Annotated in this window: 14 protein-coding genes; 12 read left to right on the top strand and 2 right to left on the bottom strand. The window is 35.2% G+C overall.

The window, feature by feature from the left end; genetic code table 11:
- The first annotated feature begins 40 nt into the window (after nucleotides 1-40).
- A complete protein-coding gene (locus FHP04_RS08930; protein WP_139855757.1) occupies nucleotides 41-1,297 on the top strand; it encodes an ABC transporter permease in 1,257 nt (418 codons plus the stop codon).
- Between the two features lie 119 nt (nucleotides 1,298-1,416).
- Here the strand turns inward: FHP04_RS08930 and FHP04_RS08935 are convergent, their stop codons facing one another.
- Nucleotides 1,417-1,872 (bottom strand): GAF domain-containing protein, encoded by a 456-nt coding sequence (locus tag FHP04_RS08935; protein WP_139855758.1) that lies wholly within the window; start codon nucleotides 1,870-1,872, stop codon nucleotides 1,417-1,419.
- A 135-nt stretch (nucleotides 1,873-2,007) separates the two neighbouring features.
- Between FHP04_RS08935 and xrtF the strand changes: the two genes are divergently transcribed.
- From xrtF to FHP04_RS08990, 11 genes are all read left to right on the top strand, one after another.
- Nucleotides 2,008-2,565 carry an exosortase family protein XrtF gene (gene xrtF, locus FHP04_RS08940; RefSeq protein WP_139855759.1) on the top strand — a complete coding sequence of 186 codons (558 nt, stop codon included), beginning with the start codon at nucleotides 2,008-2,010 and terminating at the stop codon, nucleotides 2,563-2,565.
- Nucleotides 2,562-2,996, top strand: coding sequence for an exosortase F system-associated membrane protein (locus FHP04_RS08945; protein WP_246051409.1), 435 nt, complete (start codon nucleotides 2,562-2,564; stop codon nucleotides 2,994-2,996). Before xrtF ends, FHP04_RS08945 begins: the two co-directional genes overlap by 4 nt.
- A 36-nt stretch (nucleotides 2,997-3,032) precedes the next feature.
- Nucleotides 3,033-3,584 (top strand): DUF3347 domain-containing protein, encoded by a 552-nt coding sequence (locus FHP04_RS08950; RefSeq protein WP_139855761.1) that lies wholly within the window; start codon nucleotides 3,033-3,035, stop codon nucleotides 3,582-3,584.
- Between the two features lie 56 nt (nucleotides 3,585-3,640).
- Nucleotides 3,641-4,060 carry an HYC_CC_PP family protein gene (locus tag FHP04_RS08955; protein ID WP_158319131.1) on the top strand — a complete coding sequence of 140 codons (420 nt, stop codon included), beginning with the start codon at nucleotides 3,641-3,643 and terminating at the stop codon, nucleotides 4,058-4,060.
- A gap of 110 nt (nucleotides 4,061-4,170) precedes the next feature.
- The gene (locus FHP04_RS08960; RefSeq protein ID WP_139855763.1) at nucleotides 4,171-6,981 is read left to right on the top strand and encodes a heavy metal translocating P-type ATPase; all 2,811 of its coding nucleotides are present in this window, start codon (nucleotides 4,171-4,173) and stop codon (nucleotides 6,979-6,981) included.
- A 91-nt stretch (nucleotides 6,982-7,072) separates the two neighbouring features.
- The gene (locus FHP04_RS08965) at nucleotides 7,073-9,313 is read left to right on the top strand and encodes a TonB-dependent receptor (protein ID WP_139855764.1); all 2,241 of its coding nucleotides are present in this window, start codon (nucleotides 7,073-7,075) and stop codon (nucleotides 9,311-9,313) included.
- A 96-nt stretch (nucleotides 9,314-9,409) separates the two neighbouring features.
- The gene (locus FHP04_RS08970; RefSeq protein ID WP_139855765.1) at nucleotides 9,410-9,763 is read left to right on the top strand and encodes a heavy-metal-associated domain-containing protein; all 354 of its coding nucleotides are present in this window, start codon (nucleotides 9,410-9,412) and stop codon (nucleotides 9,761-9,763) included.
- 93 nt (nucleotides 9,764-9,856) lie between these two features.
- On the top strand, nucleotides 9,857-10,183 hold the full coding sequence (locus tag FHP04_RS08975) for a four-helix bundle copper-binding protein (protein ID WP_139855878.1): 327 nt from the start codon (nucleotides 9,857-9,859) through the stop codon (nucleotides 10,181-10,183).
- A 348-nt stretch (nucleotides 10,184-10,531) separates the two neighbouring features.
- On the top strand, nucleotides 10,532-11,065 hold the full coding sequence (locus FHP04_RS08980; RefSeq protein WP_139855766.1) for a hypothetical protein: 534 nt from the start codon (nucleotides 10,532-10,534) through the stop codon (nucleotides 11,063-11,065).
- A 393-nt stretch (nucleotides 11,066-11,458) separates the two neighbouring features.
- Complete coding sequence (locus FHP04_RS08985; RefSeq protein ID WP_139855767.1) at nucleotides 11,459-14,668, top strand: SusC/RagA family TonB-linked outer membrane protein; 3,210 nt, start codon at nucleotides 11,459-11,461, stop codon at nucleotides 14,666-14,668.
- A gap of 11 nt (nucleotides 14,669-14,679) precedes the next feature.
- Entirely contained in the window at nucleotides 14,680-16,137 is a 1,458-nt protein-coding gene (locus FHP04_RS08990) for a SusD/RagB family nutrient-binding outer membrane lipoprotein (RefSeq protein ID WP_139855768.1), read from the top strand.
- A gap of 415 nt (nucleotides 16,138-16,552) precedes the next feature.
- Here FHP04_RS08990 and FHP04_RS08995 read toward each other — a convergent pair whose 3' ends face one another.
- Complete coding sequence (locus FHP04_RS08995) at nucleotides 16,553-17,533, bottom strand: YpdA family putative bacillithiol disulfide reductase (RefSeq protein ID WP_139855769.1); 981 nt, start codon at nucleotides 17,531-17,533, stop codon at nucleotides 16,553-16,555.
- Between the last annotated feature and the right edge of the window lie 9 nt (nucleotides 17,534-17,542).

The raw sequence follows: 17,542 nt of genomic DNA on the forward strand, positions 1-17,542 counted from the left end.
GGTCGAAAACGAAATCGTCAATCGCTAATTTAAAATCTTAATGCTTATATATCTTCGCGTTTTAAAGGAAAGTTTCAACTTCGCATTAAATGCACTTCGGAACAATAAATTGCGGACTTTTTTGTCTTTAGTTGGAGTAACTATTGGAATTTTTTCGATTATAGCTGTACTTGCAGCAGTAGATTCTTTAAAACGGGAGATAGAGGGGAGTATGAGTGGACTAGATAATAGTACAATCATCATAATGCGTTTTAGTTTTGGACCTACCGAAATCCCCCGTTGGAAATGGCAACAGTTTCCAGATGTTACTTATGACGAATTTCAATACATCGAACGAAATACTCCAAATTTAGAAGCTGCATCTTTCACATTAGGCGTGCCAAACGAAAGTATAAAATCGGAAAGCAATCAAGTGGATAATGTGCCTATTGGTGCAGTTACAGAAAGCTATTACGATATTGAAGCGCTTAAGCTTGGCCAAGGAAGATTTTTTAATGCTGCAGAATCTAATAGCGGCTCAATGGTTGTGGTTGTTGGAGACGAAATTGCGAATCAACTTTTTGGAGATGCTGCTAATGCCATTGGAAAAGAAGTGAGAATTTACGGACGAAGATTTAATGTAATTGGGGTTTTAGAAAAAGAAGGCGCTGGTTTATTCGGTAATTCAAAAGATACTTCTGTTTGGATTCCAGTAAATATTGTTAGACGAATATTTGGAGATAATAACAAAAATACTTTCCCTCAAATTGTAGTAAAACCTGAAAAAGGAGTTGACAATGCCGAGTTTATCGCAATGCTAACCCAACAACTCCGATTAAAACGAGGTTTAAAACCAGATGAGGTTAGTACTTTTTTTATTAATCAACTTCAAGGCTTTGCCGATTTAATAGACAATATTACAGGAAGTATGAACCTCATTGGATTGATAATTAGTGGTTTTTCATTATTGGTTGGAGGCTTTGGAATTGCAAATATTATGTTTGTAAGTGTAAAAGAACGAACCAATTTAATTGGAATTCAAAAATCACTAGGAGCTAAAAATAAATTTATCTTATTCCAGTTTTTATTTGAAGCTGTAATCTTAGCTGTAATAGGCGGTTTGATAGGGTTGTTCTTAGTATTTATAGTTTCAATCTTAGCATCGCAATTTACGGGCGATTTTGAATTTGTGCTTTCGCCGTGGAATATGCTTATCGGCACTGCTATAAGTGCAGCTATAGGTTTAATATCTGGAATACTTCCTGCAATTTCAGCGTCGAGATTAGATCCAGTTGAAGCAATTAGAACTGGAATGTAAAGCATTGCAATTTGCAGAAACATCACATTAAAAACAAAATTCCAAAAGCATTTTATTATGCCTTAGGAATTTGTTAGTCCTTAGAAGGTTCAGTTTTAGAATTTTCGCAGTGGTTACCACTAAAGTATCTCCGCAACCTTTTCGTTCACCCATTCTAAAAATTTCTCGTCTGCTTCAGTAAATGGATCTGCAGTATTAGAGTCGATATCTATCTGACCAATGTTTTTACCATCTTTAAAAAGTGGAATTACAATTTCAGCTTTAACAGTAATGCTACAAGCTATATAATTGTCTTGTGCTTTTACATCAGGTACTACAAAGTTTTGGTTGCTAACAGCTACTTGTCCGCAAATCCCTTTCCCGAAAGGAATAACGGTATGATCTGTTGGCTCGCCTGCATATGCTTTTAAGTGAAGTGTTTTTTCTACATCATTTGCAAAATAAAACCCAACCCAATCGTAATAGCTTACAGTTGTTTGCAGTAATTCACAAACTTGATTTAGGCGCTCATTTGTACTCACAGCATCATTGGCTAGAATCGTATTTATTTTTGGTTTTAACTCTGAAAAAGGCATAGTTTTATGGTATCTAAAATGTTTAGGCAAAAGTATTTTAAAACGCTCATTAAGCACCAAAAACAAATAATGTATTTTTGTTAAAATTGAACAAAAAAATAAACTGTAACTTTTCAAATATCTAAAAACTAATCGGTGAAAGAACTCTTGTTGAAATACAAATCAGTGGTGCGCTTTGTAGGTCTTTTTATTGGGACGTATTTGTTGCTGGGTATTCTGTATTCAGTTTATTTAAATTTATCTAAAAACGGTTCTTTTTATCCTGATTATATCACAAACCTTGTTGCGAAGCAGAGCAAGGCTGTGTTGAACACCTTTGGCTATGCTGCATATTTAAATCCAGCACAAACCGTAGAGGGGATGTTGTTGACACTAGACGGGAGATACACCGTAAATATTGTAGAAGGTTGTAACTCGGTGAGTGTAGTTATTCTTTTTGTAGCCTTTATTATTGCATTTGCAGAAAAATTTAAGAAAACTATTCTTTACATCTTTGCAGGCGCAGTGTTAATTTACATAATAAACATTATTCGAATAGCCATTTTAACTGTAGCACTTTATAAATTCCCTGAATATGAAAACGTGCTTCACGCCGTAGTTTTTCCAGGAATGATTTATGGTTTTGTATTTATACTGTGGATGGTATGGGTGCGAATGTTAAATGTGAATCCGAAATCAAATCTTGTAAAGTGAGTAAATCTATAAGAATATTAGTAGTTGTAATTCTCACTTCCTTATTAGTGCTAGTTCGCGCTTTTGAAGACACTCTTTTTTACGACCCTCTATTAAATTTTTTTAAATCCGATTATAAAACTGCGCCACTTCCTGAAATGGACGTGTATTTGTTGCATGTGAATACAGCATTTCGATTTGTTCTAAATTCTGTTATTTCACTAGGAATTTTATCGTTACTATTTGGAAATAAGGAAGTGATTAAAATTTCATTGTTTCTTTATGCAATACTTTTCGTGGTACTAATGATTGTATTTAGTTTGTTAATTTACACTTCAGAAGGAACATCGAGTCATTTTGTACTTTTCTATGTACGTCGTTTTTTAATTCAACCGTTGTTCCTTTTGATATTACCTCCAGCCTTTTATTTTCATAAGTACAAATCAAACTGAAATCAATATATTTGCAACTTAAATTTAAAATTCATTATGAAAAAGTTATCTTTTGTTGTTTTAGCGTTTACAGCTATAGCATTTACGTCTTGTAAGGACAATGAGAAAAAGGTGGAAGAGCCTGAAGTAGTTACTGTTGATAATACTGCTTCTGAAAAAGAAGTTTATGAAATTTCAGAAAGAGAAGCTGAATTCAACGACCCAAAGATAGAAGCTATTTTTGACCAATATATTGAAGTTCAAGAGGCTTTAGTGAACACTGATGCTGAAAAAACAGCTTCAGAATCTTCTAAGCTTGAAGTTCTTATTAAAGAAGTAGAAGTAAATGAAGCTACTCAAACAGCAGTTGCTGCTATGGCTGCAACAGAGGATGTTAATGTACAACGTGAGCATTTTGAAACTCTTACTGCAGGGATTGAAGGTATGCTAGAAGGAGCATTAGCGTCTGGTACACTTTACAAACAATATTGCCCAATGGCTTTTAATAATAAAGGTGCTGCTTGGATTAGCAGTGGTAAAAATATTCTAAACCCTTATTTCGGTGATAAGATGCTGAAATGTGGTAGGGTTGATTCAGAAATTAACTAATTACAAAAAAGCCTTCCAATATTTCGGAAGGCTTTTTTTTGTATTTTTGCTTTATAATGAAAAAAGTGATATCCATATTCTTGTCCATACTGATGCTCGTTAGCAGTTCAGGGATAGCTTATGCCCAACATTTTTGTGGGGGTATGGAAATCACTTCTGAGGTTACATTAGTCGAAAAACAGCTTTCCTGCGGAATGGATGCAGAACCTTTCGACGCTAATTGCGAAATGGAAAACTTAGCTTCTGAAGCCCCAGATTGTTGTGATGACCATATAACTAAAATACAAACCGACGAAAATTTTACAAAGGCATCTTTTGATGTTAAGTTCAACAAAACCTTTTTCGCTACATTTGTTTCGGTATTTGTACTGCAGGAAGTTGATATAACTTCTTTTCAAAAAATCTTCTATGCGGAATACAATCCGCCACCTCTAGAACGGGATTTAAATATTCTTTACGAGACCTTCTTAATTTGATTTCTTAAATCTATTTGTGCTTATATTTCATTAATTTGGAGCGTAGGTTTTGCTGTATAAAACTTTTAGAACAGTAATTCGATTAACTATAGATTTAAAATCAAATAAAAATGACACATAAATATACTATAGACGGAATGACCTGTAATGGTTGTAGAAGTCACGTGGAAAAGATACTTAATAATGTTGAAGGTGTTTCTAATGCATCTGTAAACCTTGAAAAAGGTGAAGCAGTGATTGAAATGGAGCAGCATATCCCGCTTAAAGTTTTTGAGAGTGCATTGGAATCAGACGGGGGTAGATACAAAATTTCTTCACCTGATGATACTGTGAAAGAAGCTTCGCTTAAGGAAAATGATAAGGAACAAAAACACAGTGAAAGCAGTTCTAGTGTTTATTATTGCCCCATGCACTGCGAAGGCGATAAAACATATGATAAGCCGGGTGATTGCCCTGTTTGTGGTATGCATTTAGTAGCTCAGCCAAGTAAAATAGCTACTGTTAAAGAGAGTTATCAAATTCACGGGATGACTTGCGATGGTTGTAGAAGTCACGTAGAACAGACTTTAAACAAAATTAAAGGAGTCGAGAAGGCGTCGGTAAACTTAGAAAAAGGAGAAGTTGTAATCGAAATGAAAAGTCAGATTCCTTTAGAAGTTTTTGAAAAGGCTTTCGAGGATGATGGTGGAAGTTATAATATTGCTGTAAAAGGCGATACAGAGGCCGCTGCTAGACACCAAAAGCGAAAGGAAGAAAGAAGAGAAAGTCAAAGCAAATCAGGAACTTTTTATTGCCCGATGCACTGCGAAGGTGACAAAACCTATGATAAGCCTGGCGATTGCCCCGTTTGTGGAATGGATTTAGTGCCTATGGCAAGTAATTCTGCAGATGAAGCGGCAGATGACAGTGGCTATAAACTACTGCTGAAAAAATTCTGGATAGCAGTTGCTTTTACAATTCCAATATTTATTATCGCAATGTCTGAAATGATTCCTGACAATCCGTTGTATGAATGGATGCCGATGAAAAATTGGAATTGGGTTCAATTCGTCTTGTCTATTCCTGTTGTGTTCTATGCTACTTGGATGTTTTTTGAACGCGCCTATAGATCCATAAAAACCTGGAACTTAAATATGTTTACCTTAATCGGTATTGGTGCAGGTGTCGCTTGGATTTTCAGTATTTTCGGAATGTTGTTTCCAGATTTTTTCCCTTCTCAATTTAAAACTGAATCGGGAAGTGTTCACGTTTATTTCGAATCGGCTGCTGTAATTCTTACTTTGGTGTTAATGGGGCAGGTGCTAGAAGCTCGAGCTCATAACCGCACAAATTCTGCAGTAAAGGAATTATTGAAACTCGCGCCTAATAAGGCTGTAAGAGTTGTAGATGGTGTAGAAGAAACAATTGCGATAGATGATATTCAACTAGGGGATAAACTTCGTGTAAAACCTGGTGAGAAAATTCCTGTAGACGGTAGTATAATTGAAGGTGAAAGCTCGATAGACGAATCGATGATAACCGGAGAACCTGTGCCTGTAACTAAATCAGTTGGTGACCAAGTAAGCTCGGGAACTATAAATGGGAAGCAGACCTTTGTTATGAAAGCAGAAAAAATTGGTAGCGATACTTTGCTATCTCAGATTATCGATATGGTTAATAAAGCCAGTATGAGTCGTGCTCCAATTCAAAAATTAGCAGATAAAATATCGGGTTGGTTTGTGCCAATAGTTGTTTTAATTGCCATAATCACTTTTGTGGTTTGGGCATTAATCGGTCCAGAGCCTTCTTATGTGTATGCGTTAGTAAATGCTATTGCGGTTTTAATTATCGCATGTCCGTGTGCATTAGGACTTGCTACGCCAATGTCTGTTATGGTAGGTGTAGGGAAAGGAGCTCAAAATGGAGTGCTAATTAAAAATGCCGAATCTCTTGAAGCGCTTAATAAAATTGATGTGTTAATCATAGATAAAACAGGGACAATTACAGAAGGAAAGCCTTCGGTAGAAAAAGTGGGTTCGTCAGAAGGTTATTCTGAAGATGAGGTGCTTCAATATATAGTTTCACTCAATCAAAATAGTGAGCACCCTCTTGCTGATGCCACTGTAAAATATGGAAAAGAGAAAAAAGTAAACACAGTAGCAAGTGGTTTTAAAACTAAAAGCTTTAATTCAGTTACAGGAAAAGGTGTTACAGGGATTATCAATGGTAAAAAGGTAGCGCTTGGAAATGAAAAGATGATGGAAGAGGCTGGTGCGAAAATTTCTAATTCTCTGCAAGCTAATATTTCAAAAGAACAGAAAAAAGGAAAAACTGTTCCAATGCTTTCCGTTGAAGGTAATGTAGTTGGTTATGTTATTATTTCTGATAAAATAAAGGCAACGAGTAAAAAAGCTATTGCTAATCTTCAAGAAAAAGGAATTGTGGTTGTTATGCTTACTGGCGATAATCACGATACGGCGCAGGCGGTTGCCACAGAATTAAATCTAAAAGATTTTAAGGCAGAAATGCTTCCTCAAGACAAGCTTAAAGCAGTAGAAGAACTACAAGCTAAAGGTAAAAAGGTTGCAATGGCAGGTGACGGAATTAACGATGCTCCTGCTTTGGCTCAAAGCGATGTGGGAATTGCGATGGGAACGGGAACTGATGTAGCTATAGAAAGCGCCGGAGTTACTTTGGTTAAAGGTGATTTACACGGAATTGTAAAAGCGTTTCAACTAAGTGAAAAGGTGATGAGAAACATTAAGCAGAATCTGTTTTTTGCAATGATTTACAACACGCTAGGTGTTCCAGTTGCTGCAGGGGTGCTGTTCCCTGTTTTTGGAATCTTGTTATCTCCTATGATTGCGGCTTTAGCAATGAGTTTTAGCTCGGTTTCAGTTATAACAAATGCGCTAAGATTGCGTGCTGCTAAAATTGATTAAATAAAATAAAAAAAAATTAAAGCATAGGACGAATATCAAACGGAGAAGTAGGCTTATGTTTTAGGTTTAAAACAAACACTTATAAAATTATATGAAAAGCTATAAATTAATATTAATAGCCCTTTTACTTCCGCTCTCAATTTTTTCACAGGAAAAATTAAAAGGAATAATCACCGAAAACATCAATAATGATGAGGTTCCAGTGGCTGGAGCGAATGTATACTGGTTAAATACTTCGGTGGGTGCGGTTACAGATTTTGATGGAAATTTTGAAATCGAATACAAGCCAGAATACAAAAAAATGGTAGTGAGTTTTGTAGGGTATAAAACTGATACAATTACGGTTAATTCTTCAAAAAGAATAAAACATACACTTACTTCTAAAGCAAATTTAGATGAAGTAACGGTTACAGCCCGTAAAAAGGCGAGCTCACGATCTTTTTTACAATCTCAAAACGTGATTAATGTGAGCAGTGCTGAATTATTAAAAGCAGCTTGTTGCAATCTTGCGGAAAGTTTTGAAACAAACCCTTCTATAGATGTGAATTTTGCAGATGCTATTTCGGGAACAAAACAGATTAAAATGTTAGGGCTCACAAGTCCGTATATTTTAATTACAACCGAAAACGTACCAAGTATTCGTGGAGCGTCTCAAGCTTATGGATTGAGTTTCATCCCTGGGACTTGGGTGGAAAGTATACAAATAACTAAAGGTTCGGGAAGCGTAGTAAATGGTTATGAAAGTATTGCAGGACAAATTAATGCTGAACTTCAAAAACCGTTAACAGATGATAAGCTTTTTGTAAATGCTTATGGCTCTGGAAATGGAAGGTTTGAGTTGAATACTCATTTAAATACACAAGTAACTAATAGATGGAGTACGGGATTATATATTCACGGTAATATGCGTGATTATGAATTTGATAAAAACAATGATTCCTTTATAGATGCTCCATTAATGCAGCAAGTAAACGTTATGAATCGCTGGCAATATACCGATCAGGAAAATGGCTATGTTGGCTTTTTTAACGTAAGGTATTTGAATGATGAGAAGCAAACTGGTCAGGTGAATTTTGATCCAAAAATAGACCGTGGAACAACAAATGCTTGGGGAAGCGAAATTAAGACACAGCGATTTGATGTTTCAGGAAAATTTGGATTTGTTAACCCCGATATACCTTGGCGTACAGGTGGGATACAAATAGCATATAGCCATCACGACCAAGAATCTTATTTCGGATTAAACGATTACAATATTCAACATAACAGTTTGTATTCGCAATTAACGTATAACTCAATAATAAGTGATTCTAGGCATAAAATTAAAACTGGACTTAGCGGAACTTATGATAGTTACGAAGAGTTGGTTTTAACAGAAAACTACAGCCGAATTGAAAATTCAGTAGGTGCATTTTTTGAATACAACTTTGATAATTCTAGCAACTTGAGTTATAGCCTTGGGATTAGAGGAGATGTTCATAACAGACTTGGCGCTTTTCTTACGCCTCGTTTCCACTTGCGCTACACACCTTGGGATAAGTCTGCTATTCGTGTTTCTGCGGGAAGAGGAAAACGTAGTGCTAATATTTTCACAGAAAACCAAAGTCTATTCGCTACCTCACGTAGTTTAAATGTCTTAGGTAATTCTGGTAAAATATATGGACTAGACCCTGAAATTGCTTGGAATTATGGAATCTCGTATATGCAAGGGTTTAATTTGTTCAATAGAAGAGGAGATATAACAGTTGATTTTTATAGAACAGATTTTGAAAATCAAATAGTGGTCGATTGGGAAAACCCTACAGAAATTAATTTCTATAATTTAGATGGTGAGAGTTATTCCAACAACTTTCAAGCAGAGTTTAATTATAATATGTTCGAACGCTTTGATATGCGTTTAGCCTATAAGTATTACGATGTAGAAACTACTTACTTAAGTGGGAAGAAACAGAATCCGTTAACGCCAAATCACAGGTTTTTCGCAAATGCTTCGTATGAAACTAAACTAAATACAAAAGGAGGAAACTGGAAGTTTGATGCAACTTACAACTATATAGGAGAACAGCGTTTTGCTTCGTCTGCAACCTATCTAAACACTATTGGTCTTTCAGAATTTTCTTCAAGTCTTTCAACAGTGAATGCACAGATAACTAAGGTTTTTTCAAACAGCTTTGAATTGTATGTAGGGGGTGAAAACTTGACTAATGTTAAACAAGAAAATCCAATTATAGGAAGTGACAATCCATTTGGAGCGGGTTTTGATACAACCTATGTTTATGGACCAATTTTTGGGAGTTCGTATTACGCGGGTTTGAGATATAGACTTAACTAATTTCTGTCTATAATTATTTTATAAGGAAGTGATTATTTAAAAAAAGTTTAGAGTAAAAAAAACAAACAATTTAGTAATTATTAAAAATCGAATATTATGCAAAAAGTACTTTTAATCCTAGGAGTTATGTTTATAGGAGCAACAGGTTTTGCTCAAAACAAAAACGCAAAAGCAACTATTGAAGTAGATGGAGTTTGTGGCATGTGTAAAGAGCGTATTGAAAAAGCTTCAATTCAAGCTAAAGGTGTTAAAATGGCAACTTGGGATGTAGATACACATCAGTTGAGTTTAATTTACAACGAAAAGAAAACAGATTTAAACACCATTCAACAAAGTATTGCCGATAGTGGTCACGATACCCAAGAAATAACAGCTACGGATGAAGCTTATGAAAATTTAATGGGTTGCTGTAAGTACCGCGACCCGAAAGTTGTCGAAGATCATCAATAGTTCTTTTTGAACTTTCACCTTATTTTATTATTTCTTTAATACACTAGAGCTGAATGAATTAGTAAATTGTATTTCATTATAAAAGCAATTACCATGAAAAACGAAAAGCTAATCCACGCCCTAGGCAATTGTATCAATCATTGTAACTATTGTGCTGACGCCTGTTTAGATGAAGAAAATGTAAAAATGATGGTAAACTGTATTCGTTTGGATAGAGTTTGCGCTGAAGTTTGTAGTACACTGAATCAATTATTAGCAATGAATTTTACTGATGTAAACGACTTGGTAAAATACTGTGCAAAAATTTGTGATATGTGTGCAGAAGAATGTTCGAAACATGACACGCAACATTGCAAGGAATGTGCAGAAGCTTGTAGAAAATGTGCAGAAGAATGTAGAGCTTATTTAGCGCAGAATTAAAGTTCAAATTGTTGGTTATTAATATTATATCTATTAAGGGAGGTTTTATTTTAATTGAAGATATTTTTGTTTCGGACCTTAAGAGTAAAATTAACTTTAAGGCGCTTATTGTGTGGTGATTACGTGTGGGTATTACTTGAAATTAGAAAACATTAATGCACTTTAATTATCGCAAATATTAATAAGAATAAAATTTAATAGGTGTTATATATATTAAGGTGTAATTACTTTAAAATCCACTTCCAGAAAACGAAGTGGATTTTAATTTTAAGCGGGTTATTTATAAAAAAGATTTCGATCTAATTTTTTAATTTTACGAGTTGAATAAAACATATTAATTACAAATAAATGAAACAAATTTTAGGAATAGGCTCTAGGATAAATCACTCCACTTACGGAAAAGGAGTTATTACAAATGTTACTGCACGAATGTATTGGGTAACTTTTATTGAAAATGGCCTAGAAACAATTGATATTGACGAAGATTTTGAAATTATTGAAGCGGCAGAGGACGAAGTAGATTCTGTAAGCTTTTACGAAGTAGAGAGAAGTCTTCGTGAAATTCTTAAAAAATGGAATGGTATAAGTGAAATAGTTCCTATTGCCGATAAGTGGAAAGGCGGTACAATGGTTTTGCAACCGGCAGATAGTAATTTAAGTTCTAAGGAAATTCCAATAGACACTTTTTTTCATAAAATAGTGATGTTGCGAGATAGGCTTAGAGTGATGGAGCAAAAGATAAATTCTAGTAAAGAATTAGATGAAAGTTTAAAAATTGACCTACAGCAATATATCACTCGTTGTTATGGAAGTTTAACAACCTTTAATGTTCTTTTTAAGAGTAACTCCCAAAATTTCAAAGGAGAAGGAGCTTCAAAATAATTTGTATATCCTATAAATTTAGAAACCTCAATTATTGCATTAAGTAATTGAGGTTTTTTTATTCGTGTAATATTTAATTTCTGAAAAAGGTCGTTATTATGTTAAAATGCAGAAAAAATCAAATTTATCGTCGTTTTAACGAAATTGTTAATAATGTGTGTGAAAATAATTTGACCCGCATAATTTCCGTATTAAAGCTTATATTAGTGTTCGCGCAAGCTTCGAAGCGTAACAAAATCAGATGATTGTGAAAAAAAACGGGTTTTTGATTATGATTTTTTCTTTGATAAAAAATTCTTTTCAGTTAAATAATTGTGAATCTACATCCATTAAAAGTTGGAATTGTAAGATTTTATTGGCACTTTTGAGGTGCTAATTCAAACAAACAAAAAAATGAAAACAAAGTTTAGTGGAATTTTAACGCTTTTACTAGCGTTAGTTGTGCAGCTCGCAGTTGCACAAGAAAAATCGATTTCCGGAACGGTGACTGATGACACAGGTCTCCCGCTTCCAGGAGTTAACATTATTATAAAGGGTACTAGTACCGGAACACAGTCTGATTTTGATGGTAATTACTCCATTGAGGCTGCAGTTGGTCAAACACTCGTTTATAGTTATGTAGGTTTTGAAACCCAGGAGGTAGCTGTTGGGGCTTCAAATAAAATGAACATTACTATGCAAGCCGGATCTGCTCTGGAGGAAGTAGTAGTAACTGCACTTGGTGTATCTCGTGAGAAACAATCTCTTGGATACTCTACGCAGGAAGTAGGTGGTGACGATGTTGCTACTGTAAAAGGGAATAACTTTACAAATGCCCTTTCTGGTAAAGTTTCTGGTCTTCAGATTAGAAGAAACAACAACTTTGGTGGATCTACTAACGTAGTTATTAGAGGTAACACTTCTTTAACTGGAGATAACCAAGCTTTATTCGTTGTTGATGGTGTGCCAATTAGTAACAGAAATACCAACTCTGCTGGACAAACTCAAGCATCTGGTAACTATTATGACTACGGTAATGCTGCTGCAGATATTAACCCAGACGACATCGAAAGTATTAACGTGCTTAAAGGTGCTGCTGCATCTGCACTTTACGGTTCACGTGCTGCAAACGGTGTAATTATTATTACTACTAAAAAAGGTAAGTCTGCAAAAGGTTTAGGTGTTACTCTTAATAGTAATGCAACTGTTGGTTTTATCGACAAAAGTACTTTTGCTGAATACCAAACACAGTATGGTCCTGGATATGGTGACTACTTCACTTTTGGTGATGTTGATGGTGATGGTATTGATGATCAAATTGAGAACTATGGAGATGATGCATCTTATGGTCCAGCTTACGATCCAAACTTATTTATCTATAAGTGGGATTCGTTTGATCCAGCTTCACCAAACTATTTAAAGAAAACTGCTTATACTGCAGCAAAGAATGGCCCTATAGCTTTCTTTGAAACTCCAGTAACACTTACAAACTCTATCTCTATTTCTAATGGATTAGAAGGTGGTTCGTACCGTATGTCTTATACTAAATTAGATCAATCAGGTCTTATGCCAAATAGCCAGATTGATAGACATAACTTTATTTTTAGTGGAACTTACGATGTTAGTGAAAAATTAACTGCTAGCGGTTTTGCTAACTATATTAAGTCTGATGCACTTGGACGTAACTCTACTGGTTATACAGACAACGTTGTTGGTATGATGAAGCAGTGGTGGTCTAACAGTACAGACTTGAATGCTCAAAGAGATATTTATTTTGCTACAAAAAGAAACGTAACTTGGAATCCAAACAGTACAACTCCAGGTGCAGCTCCACTTTACTGGGATAACCCATATTGGACACGTTACGAAAACTACCAAAATGATGGTAGAAGCCGTTTTATTGGTAACTTTGAGTTAAACTACGAATTGGCTGACTGGGTAAATGTAACTGGTAGAGTTTCTACTGACACTTACAATGAGCAACAAGAAGAGCGTAGAGCTGTAGGTTCTGGAGCTGTTAACTTTGGTGTTTCTCGTGGAAATGTTAATTCAGGTTACTTAAGAAGAGATATTACTGCTGTTGAAACAAACTACGATTTAATGTTCAACTTCAATACAGATATTACTGATAACTTAAGCTTTGCTGGTATTTTAGGTACTAACATTAGAAGAAGTGAATTTAACTCGTTAACATCTTCTACTGCTGGTGGATTGGTTGTTCCAGGACTTTATTCATTACAGAATGGTGCCTCTCCAAATCCAAATCCAGTTGAACAGGCTGAGAAAGTTGGTGTAGATGGTGTTTACGCAAGTGCATCTTTCGGTTTTGCAAATGTAGTTTACTTAGATGGTACTATTAGAAGAGACCATTTCTCTACACTACCAGAAGAAAATAGTTCATTCTACTACCCATCTGTATCTACTAGTTTTGTGTTTAGCAAAATATTAGATGTAAATGCAATTAGCTTTGGTAAACTTCGTGTAAACTACGCTCAAGTAGGTAACGGAGCTCCATTTGATAGATTAGTTGATACTTATACAATTAATGGTGATATAGGAAACTCTATTCCTAACACAGCTAACAACGCAAACCTTAAGCCAGAAACTACTAAGAGTTACGAGGCAGGTTTAGAAATGAGATTTGCTGATAATAGATTAGGATTTGATGTATCTTACTACAAATCAAACTCTATCGACCAAATTGTAACTGTTCCAATTTCTGCTTCTACTGGTTATACTGGTAAATTGCTTAACGCAGGTGAAATTGAAAACAAGGGGGTTGAAATATCATTAAACGCTATGCCAGTTAAGAATGATAACTTTACTTGGGCAATTAATGCAAACTGGACTCAAAACAAGAGTGAAGTAGTTGCTTTACCTGATGGGATTAAAAACCTACAATTAGGAAGATTCCAAGGTGGTGTTTCTATCAACGCTGAATTAGGACAGCCTTATGGTGTAATTTACGGACAAGATTTTGTTTACTTAAACGGTGAAAAAGTTGTAGATCCAGAGTCTGGTAGATACCTTAAGTCTGCAAACTCTAATAACATTCTTGGAGATACTAACCCAGACTGGTTAGCAGGTATTACAAATACAATTACTTACAAAGATTTCTCTTTTAGTTTCTTAATTGATATCCAAGAAGGTGGAAGCCTTTTCTCTCTTGACCAATACTATGGTGAAGCGACTGGTCTTTACGCAAATACAGCATTTACAAACGATTTAGGAAACCCAGTGAGAAATTCACTTGAAAATGGTGGTGGATTTATCAACCCAGGTGTTAACCCTGATGGTTCTCCAAACACAACTAGAACTGATGCAAACAACTTTAGTGCATTTGGATATGATGCATTACCAGCTGCTGCATTTGTTTACGATGCTAGTTATATTAAGTTACGTCAAGTATCGCTTACTTATACTATGCCATCTAGATTCCTTGAAAACACATTTATGACTGGATTACAGTTTAGCGTGTCAGGATCAAACCTATGGATTATCGACAAGAATATTCCTTATGCTGATCCAGAAGCAGGTTTGAGTTCAGGTAACCTTCAAGGATATGTTACTGGTTCATTACCAACTACCCAAGATTACGGGTTTAACATTAAAGCTCAATTTTAATAAAAAAAAAGATGAAGAAACTAATTTTAATATTAACCGCGGCAGTTATGGCCGTGTCGTGTTCAGATAATTTAGAAGATCTGAATCAGAATATAAAAGATCCTACTAACGTAAGTGGTGAGAGTTTGTTTGCTTCTGCTCAAAAACAATTAGCAGATCAATTTGTAACGCCAAACGTAAACCTTAACAACTTAAGGTTATGGACACAACAATTACAGGAAACTACATATTTAGACGAAAGTCAATACGATCAAATCACGCGTGCAATTCCTGACAACCACTGGAGAGAATTATATCGTGATGTGTTAAAGGATTTGGACGAAGCTGATAGAGTTATTGCAGCTACCGATAATGATTTAACAAATGCTCTTAAGCCTAATAAGCTTGCCATTATAGAGGTAATGACTGTTTTTGCTTACAGTAACTTAGTAGAAACTTACGGAGACGTTCCTTATAGCGAAGCATTAGACATTGATAATCTTTTGCCTGCTTATGACGATGCAGCTACTATCTACAAAGACTTACTTACTCGTTTAGATGCTGCTATTGGTAGTATGAATACTAGTGTTGGAAGTTTTAGTGATACAGAAGACATGATGTACTCAGGAAATGTTGAAAACTGGAAAAAATTTGCTAACTCATTAAAGTTAAGAATGGGTATCATGCTTGCAGATGTTAATCCAGCACTTTCTCAATCTACTGTTGAGTCTGCTTACACAAGTGGTGTATTCACAAGTAATGCTGATAACGGAAGTTATATGTATCGCCCTGCAGCTCCAAACAACAACCCTATGAACGATAATTTAGTTCTTAGTGGACGTAATGACTATGTTGCTGCTAAAACAATCATCGACTTGATGAACGATTTGGAAGACCCAAGAAGAGAAGTTTACTTTACTACTGTTGATGGAGAGTATATTGGTGGTGTTATTGGTGAGATTTCTGCTTACGCAGAGCACTCTCATGTAGCTGACCGTTTGGTAGATCCAGCTGAACCAGGTGTACTTTTATCTTATGCTGAAGTTAGATTTTTGTTAGCTGAAGCTGCTGCTAGAGGTTATGCTGTTGGTGGCGATGCTGCAACTCATTACGAAGCTGCTATTACTGCATCTTTCGAATACTGGGGTGCTGAAGGCTTATCTGACTACTTAGCTTCACCTGCTGTAGATTATGATACTGCAATTGCAAACAGTTCTTCAAGCCCAGCTTGGAAACAAGTAATTGGTACGCAAGCGTATCTAGGTCTTTACAACAGAACATTTGCTAGTTACAACTCAATTCGTCGTTTGGATTACCCTATATTAGTTGAGCCTACTGCCGCTGAATCTGGTTTCCCAACGCGTTACCTTTACCCAGTTGGAGAACAAACCTTGAACGAGGCTAACTGGAGCGCTGCTTCAAGTGCTATTGGTGGTGATGCTGCTGAAACTAGATTATTCTGGGATAAATTCTATACTTTCGATTTCTAATAAATCGATAATTATAAATCTAAAATCCCCGACAGCAATGTCGGGGATTTTTTTTGGAAGTATTTAATGGGATACATTTTTAAACACTCTCATTTAATTCAATATGCTGTATTTATCATCAATGTAAATCAATTCCCGCTGCAACATAAAATAGTCATACAGAAAGGCTGTATTAGCCTTTTAAGAGGGTTAATGAGAAGATTAGTAGTGAAAATTAAATGAATTTAAGGCTTCAAGTCCTTGAGTGAAATCTTTAAGTAAATAAAAGACTTTTAAATATTCCTGCACATCACATAGATGTCAGGAAAAGAAATACTATTTAGAATGCTGTGAATGTGAAAAAGATATTTAATTAATTCTTTTTTGAGGCTAAGCCTTGGATTTTTATTTCCAACTACTAATTACAAAACACCAACTATTTTAGAATATCCTGTATAATTATCTTGGCGTGTATTCTCGAGTTTTCGATAAACCATTTGTGAGTTTCCATGCCACCGCAAATTACTCCTGCAAGATATAGCCCCTCCACATTGGTTTCCATAGTGTCGGAATTGTATTGAGGAAGCCTTTTCTTATCATTTGAAAGTTCTACACCTAATGTTTGTAGAAAATTAAAATCAGGTTTGTAACCTGTAAGCGCTACTACATAATCATTCGGTAGGGTTATTTTACCTTGTGGCGAGTTAATTAAAACTTCGCTTTCTGTAATTTCTTCTATTTCAGAATTGAAATAAGCTTTAATGCTTCCTTCTTTTATTCTGTTTTCGATATCTGGTTTTACCCAGTATTTTACGCGCTCGCCAATTTCTGGTCCGCGAACTACCATAGTTACATCTCCGCCTTTACGCCAAATTTCTAATGCCGCATCTACAGAGGAGTTACTAGCGCCCACAACAATAACATTTTGCATTACAAAAGGATGAGCTTCTTTGTAATAATGCATCACTTTGGGAAGGTTTTCCCCAGGAATATTAAGAGTGTTTGGGATATCGTAGAACCCAGTACTTACGATTATGTTTTTAGCCTTGTAATTATTTTTATCTGATTCAACATTAAAGCTGTTGTCATCCTTTTCAACAGAAACAATCTTTTCATATAAATTAATATTGAGATTATTTGATGTAGCTACTCGGCGATAGTATTCTAAAGCCTCATTACGTGTTGGCTTAGGGTTATTGCTTATAAATGGAATCTCATCAATTTCTAGCTTCTCTGAAGTAGAGAAGAATGTCATATTTAGCGGGTAGTTGTAAAGCGAATTGGTAAGTGCTCCTTTTTCAACTACAATATAACTTAAGCCATTTTTTTTTGATTCTAAGGCGCAAGCTATCCCAATAGGACCTGCGCCTATAATTAATACATCAAATATATTTTCAATTGAAGAAGTTTTAGACATAATAAAACA

Origin of the sequence: Aequorivita sinensis (genome assembly GCF_006346335.1) — a bacterium.
GTDB classification, from domain to species: Bacteria; Bacteroidota; Bacteroidia; order Flavobacteriales; family Flavobacteriaceae; genus Aequorivita; species Aequorivita sinensis.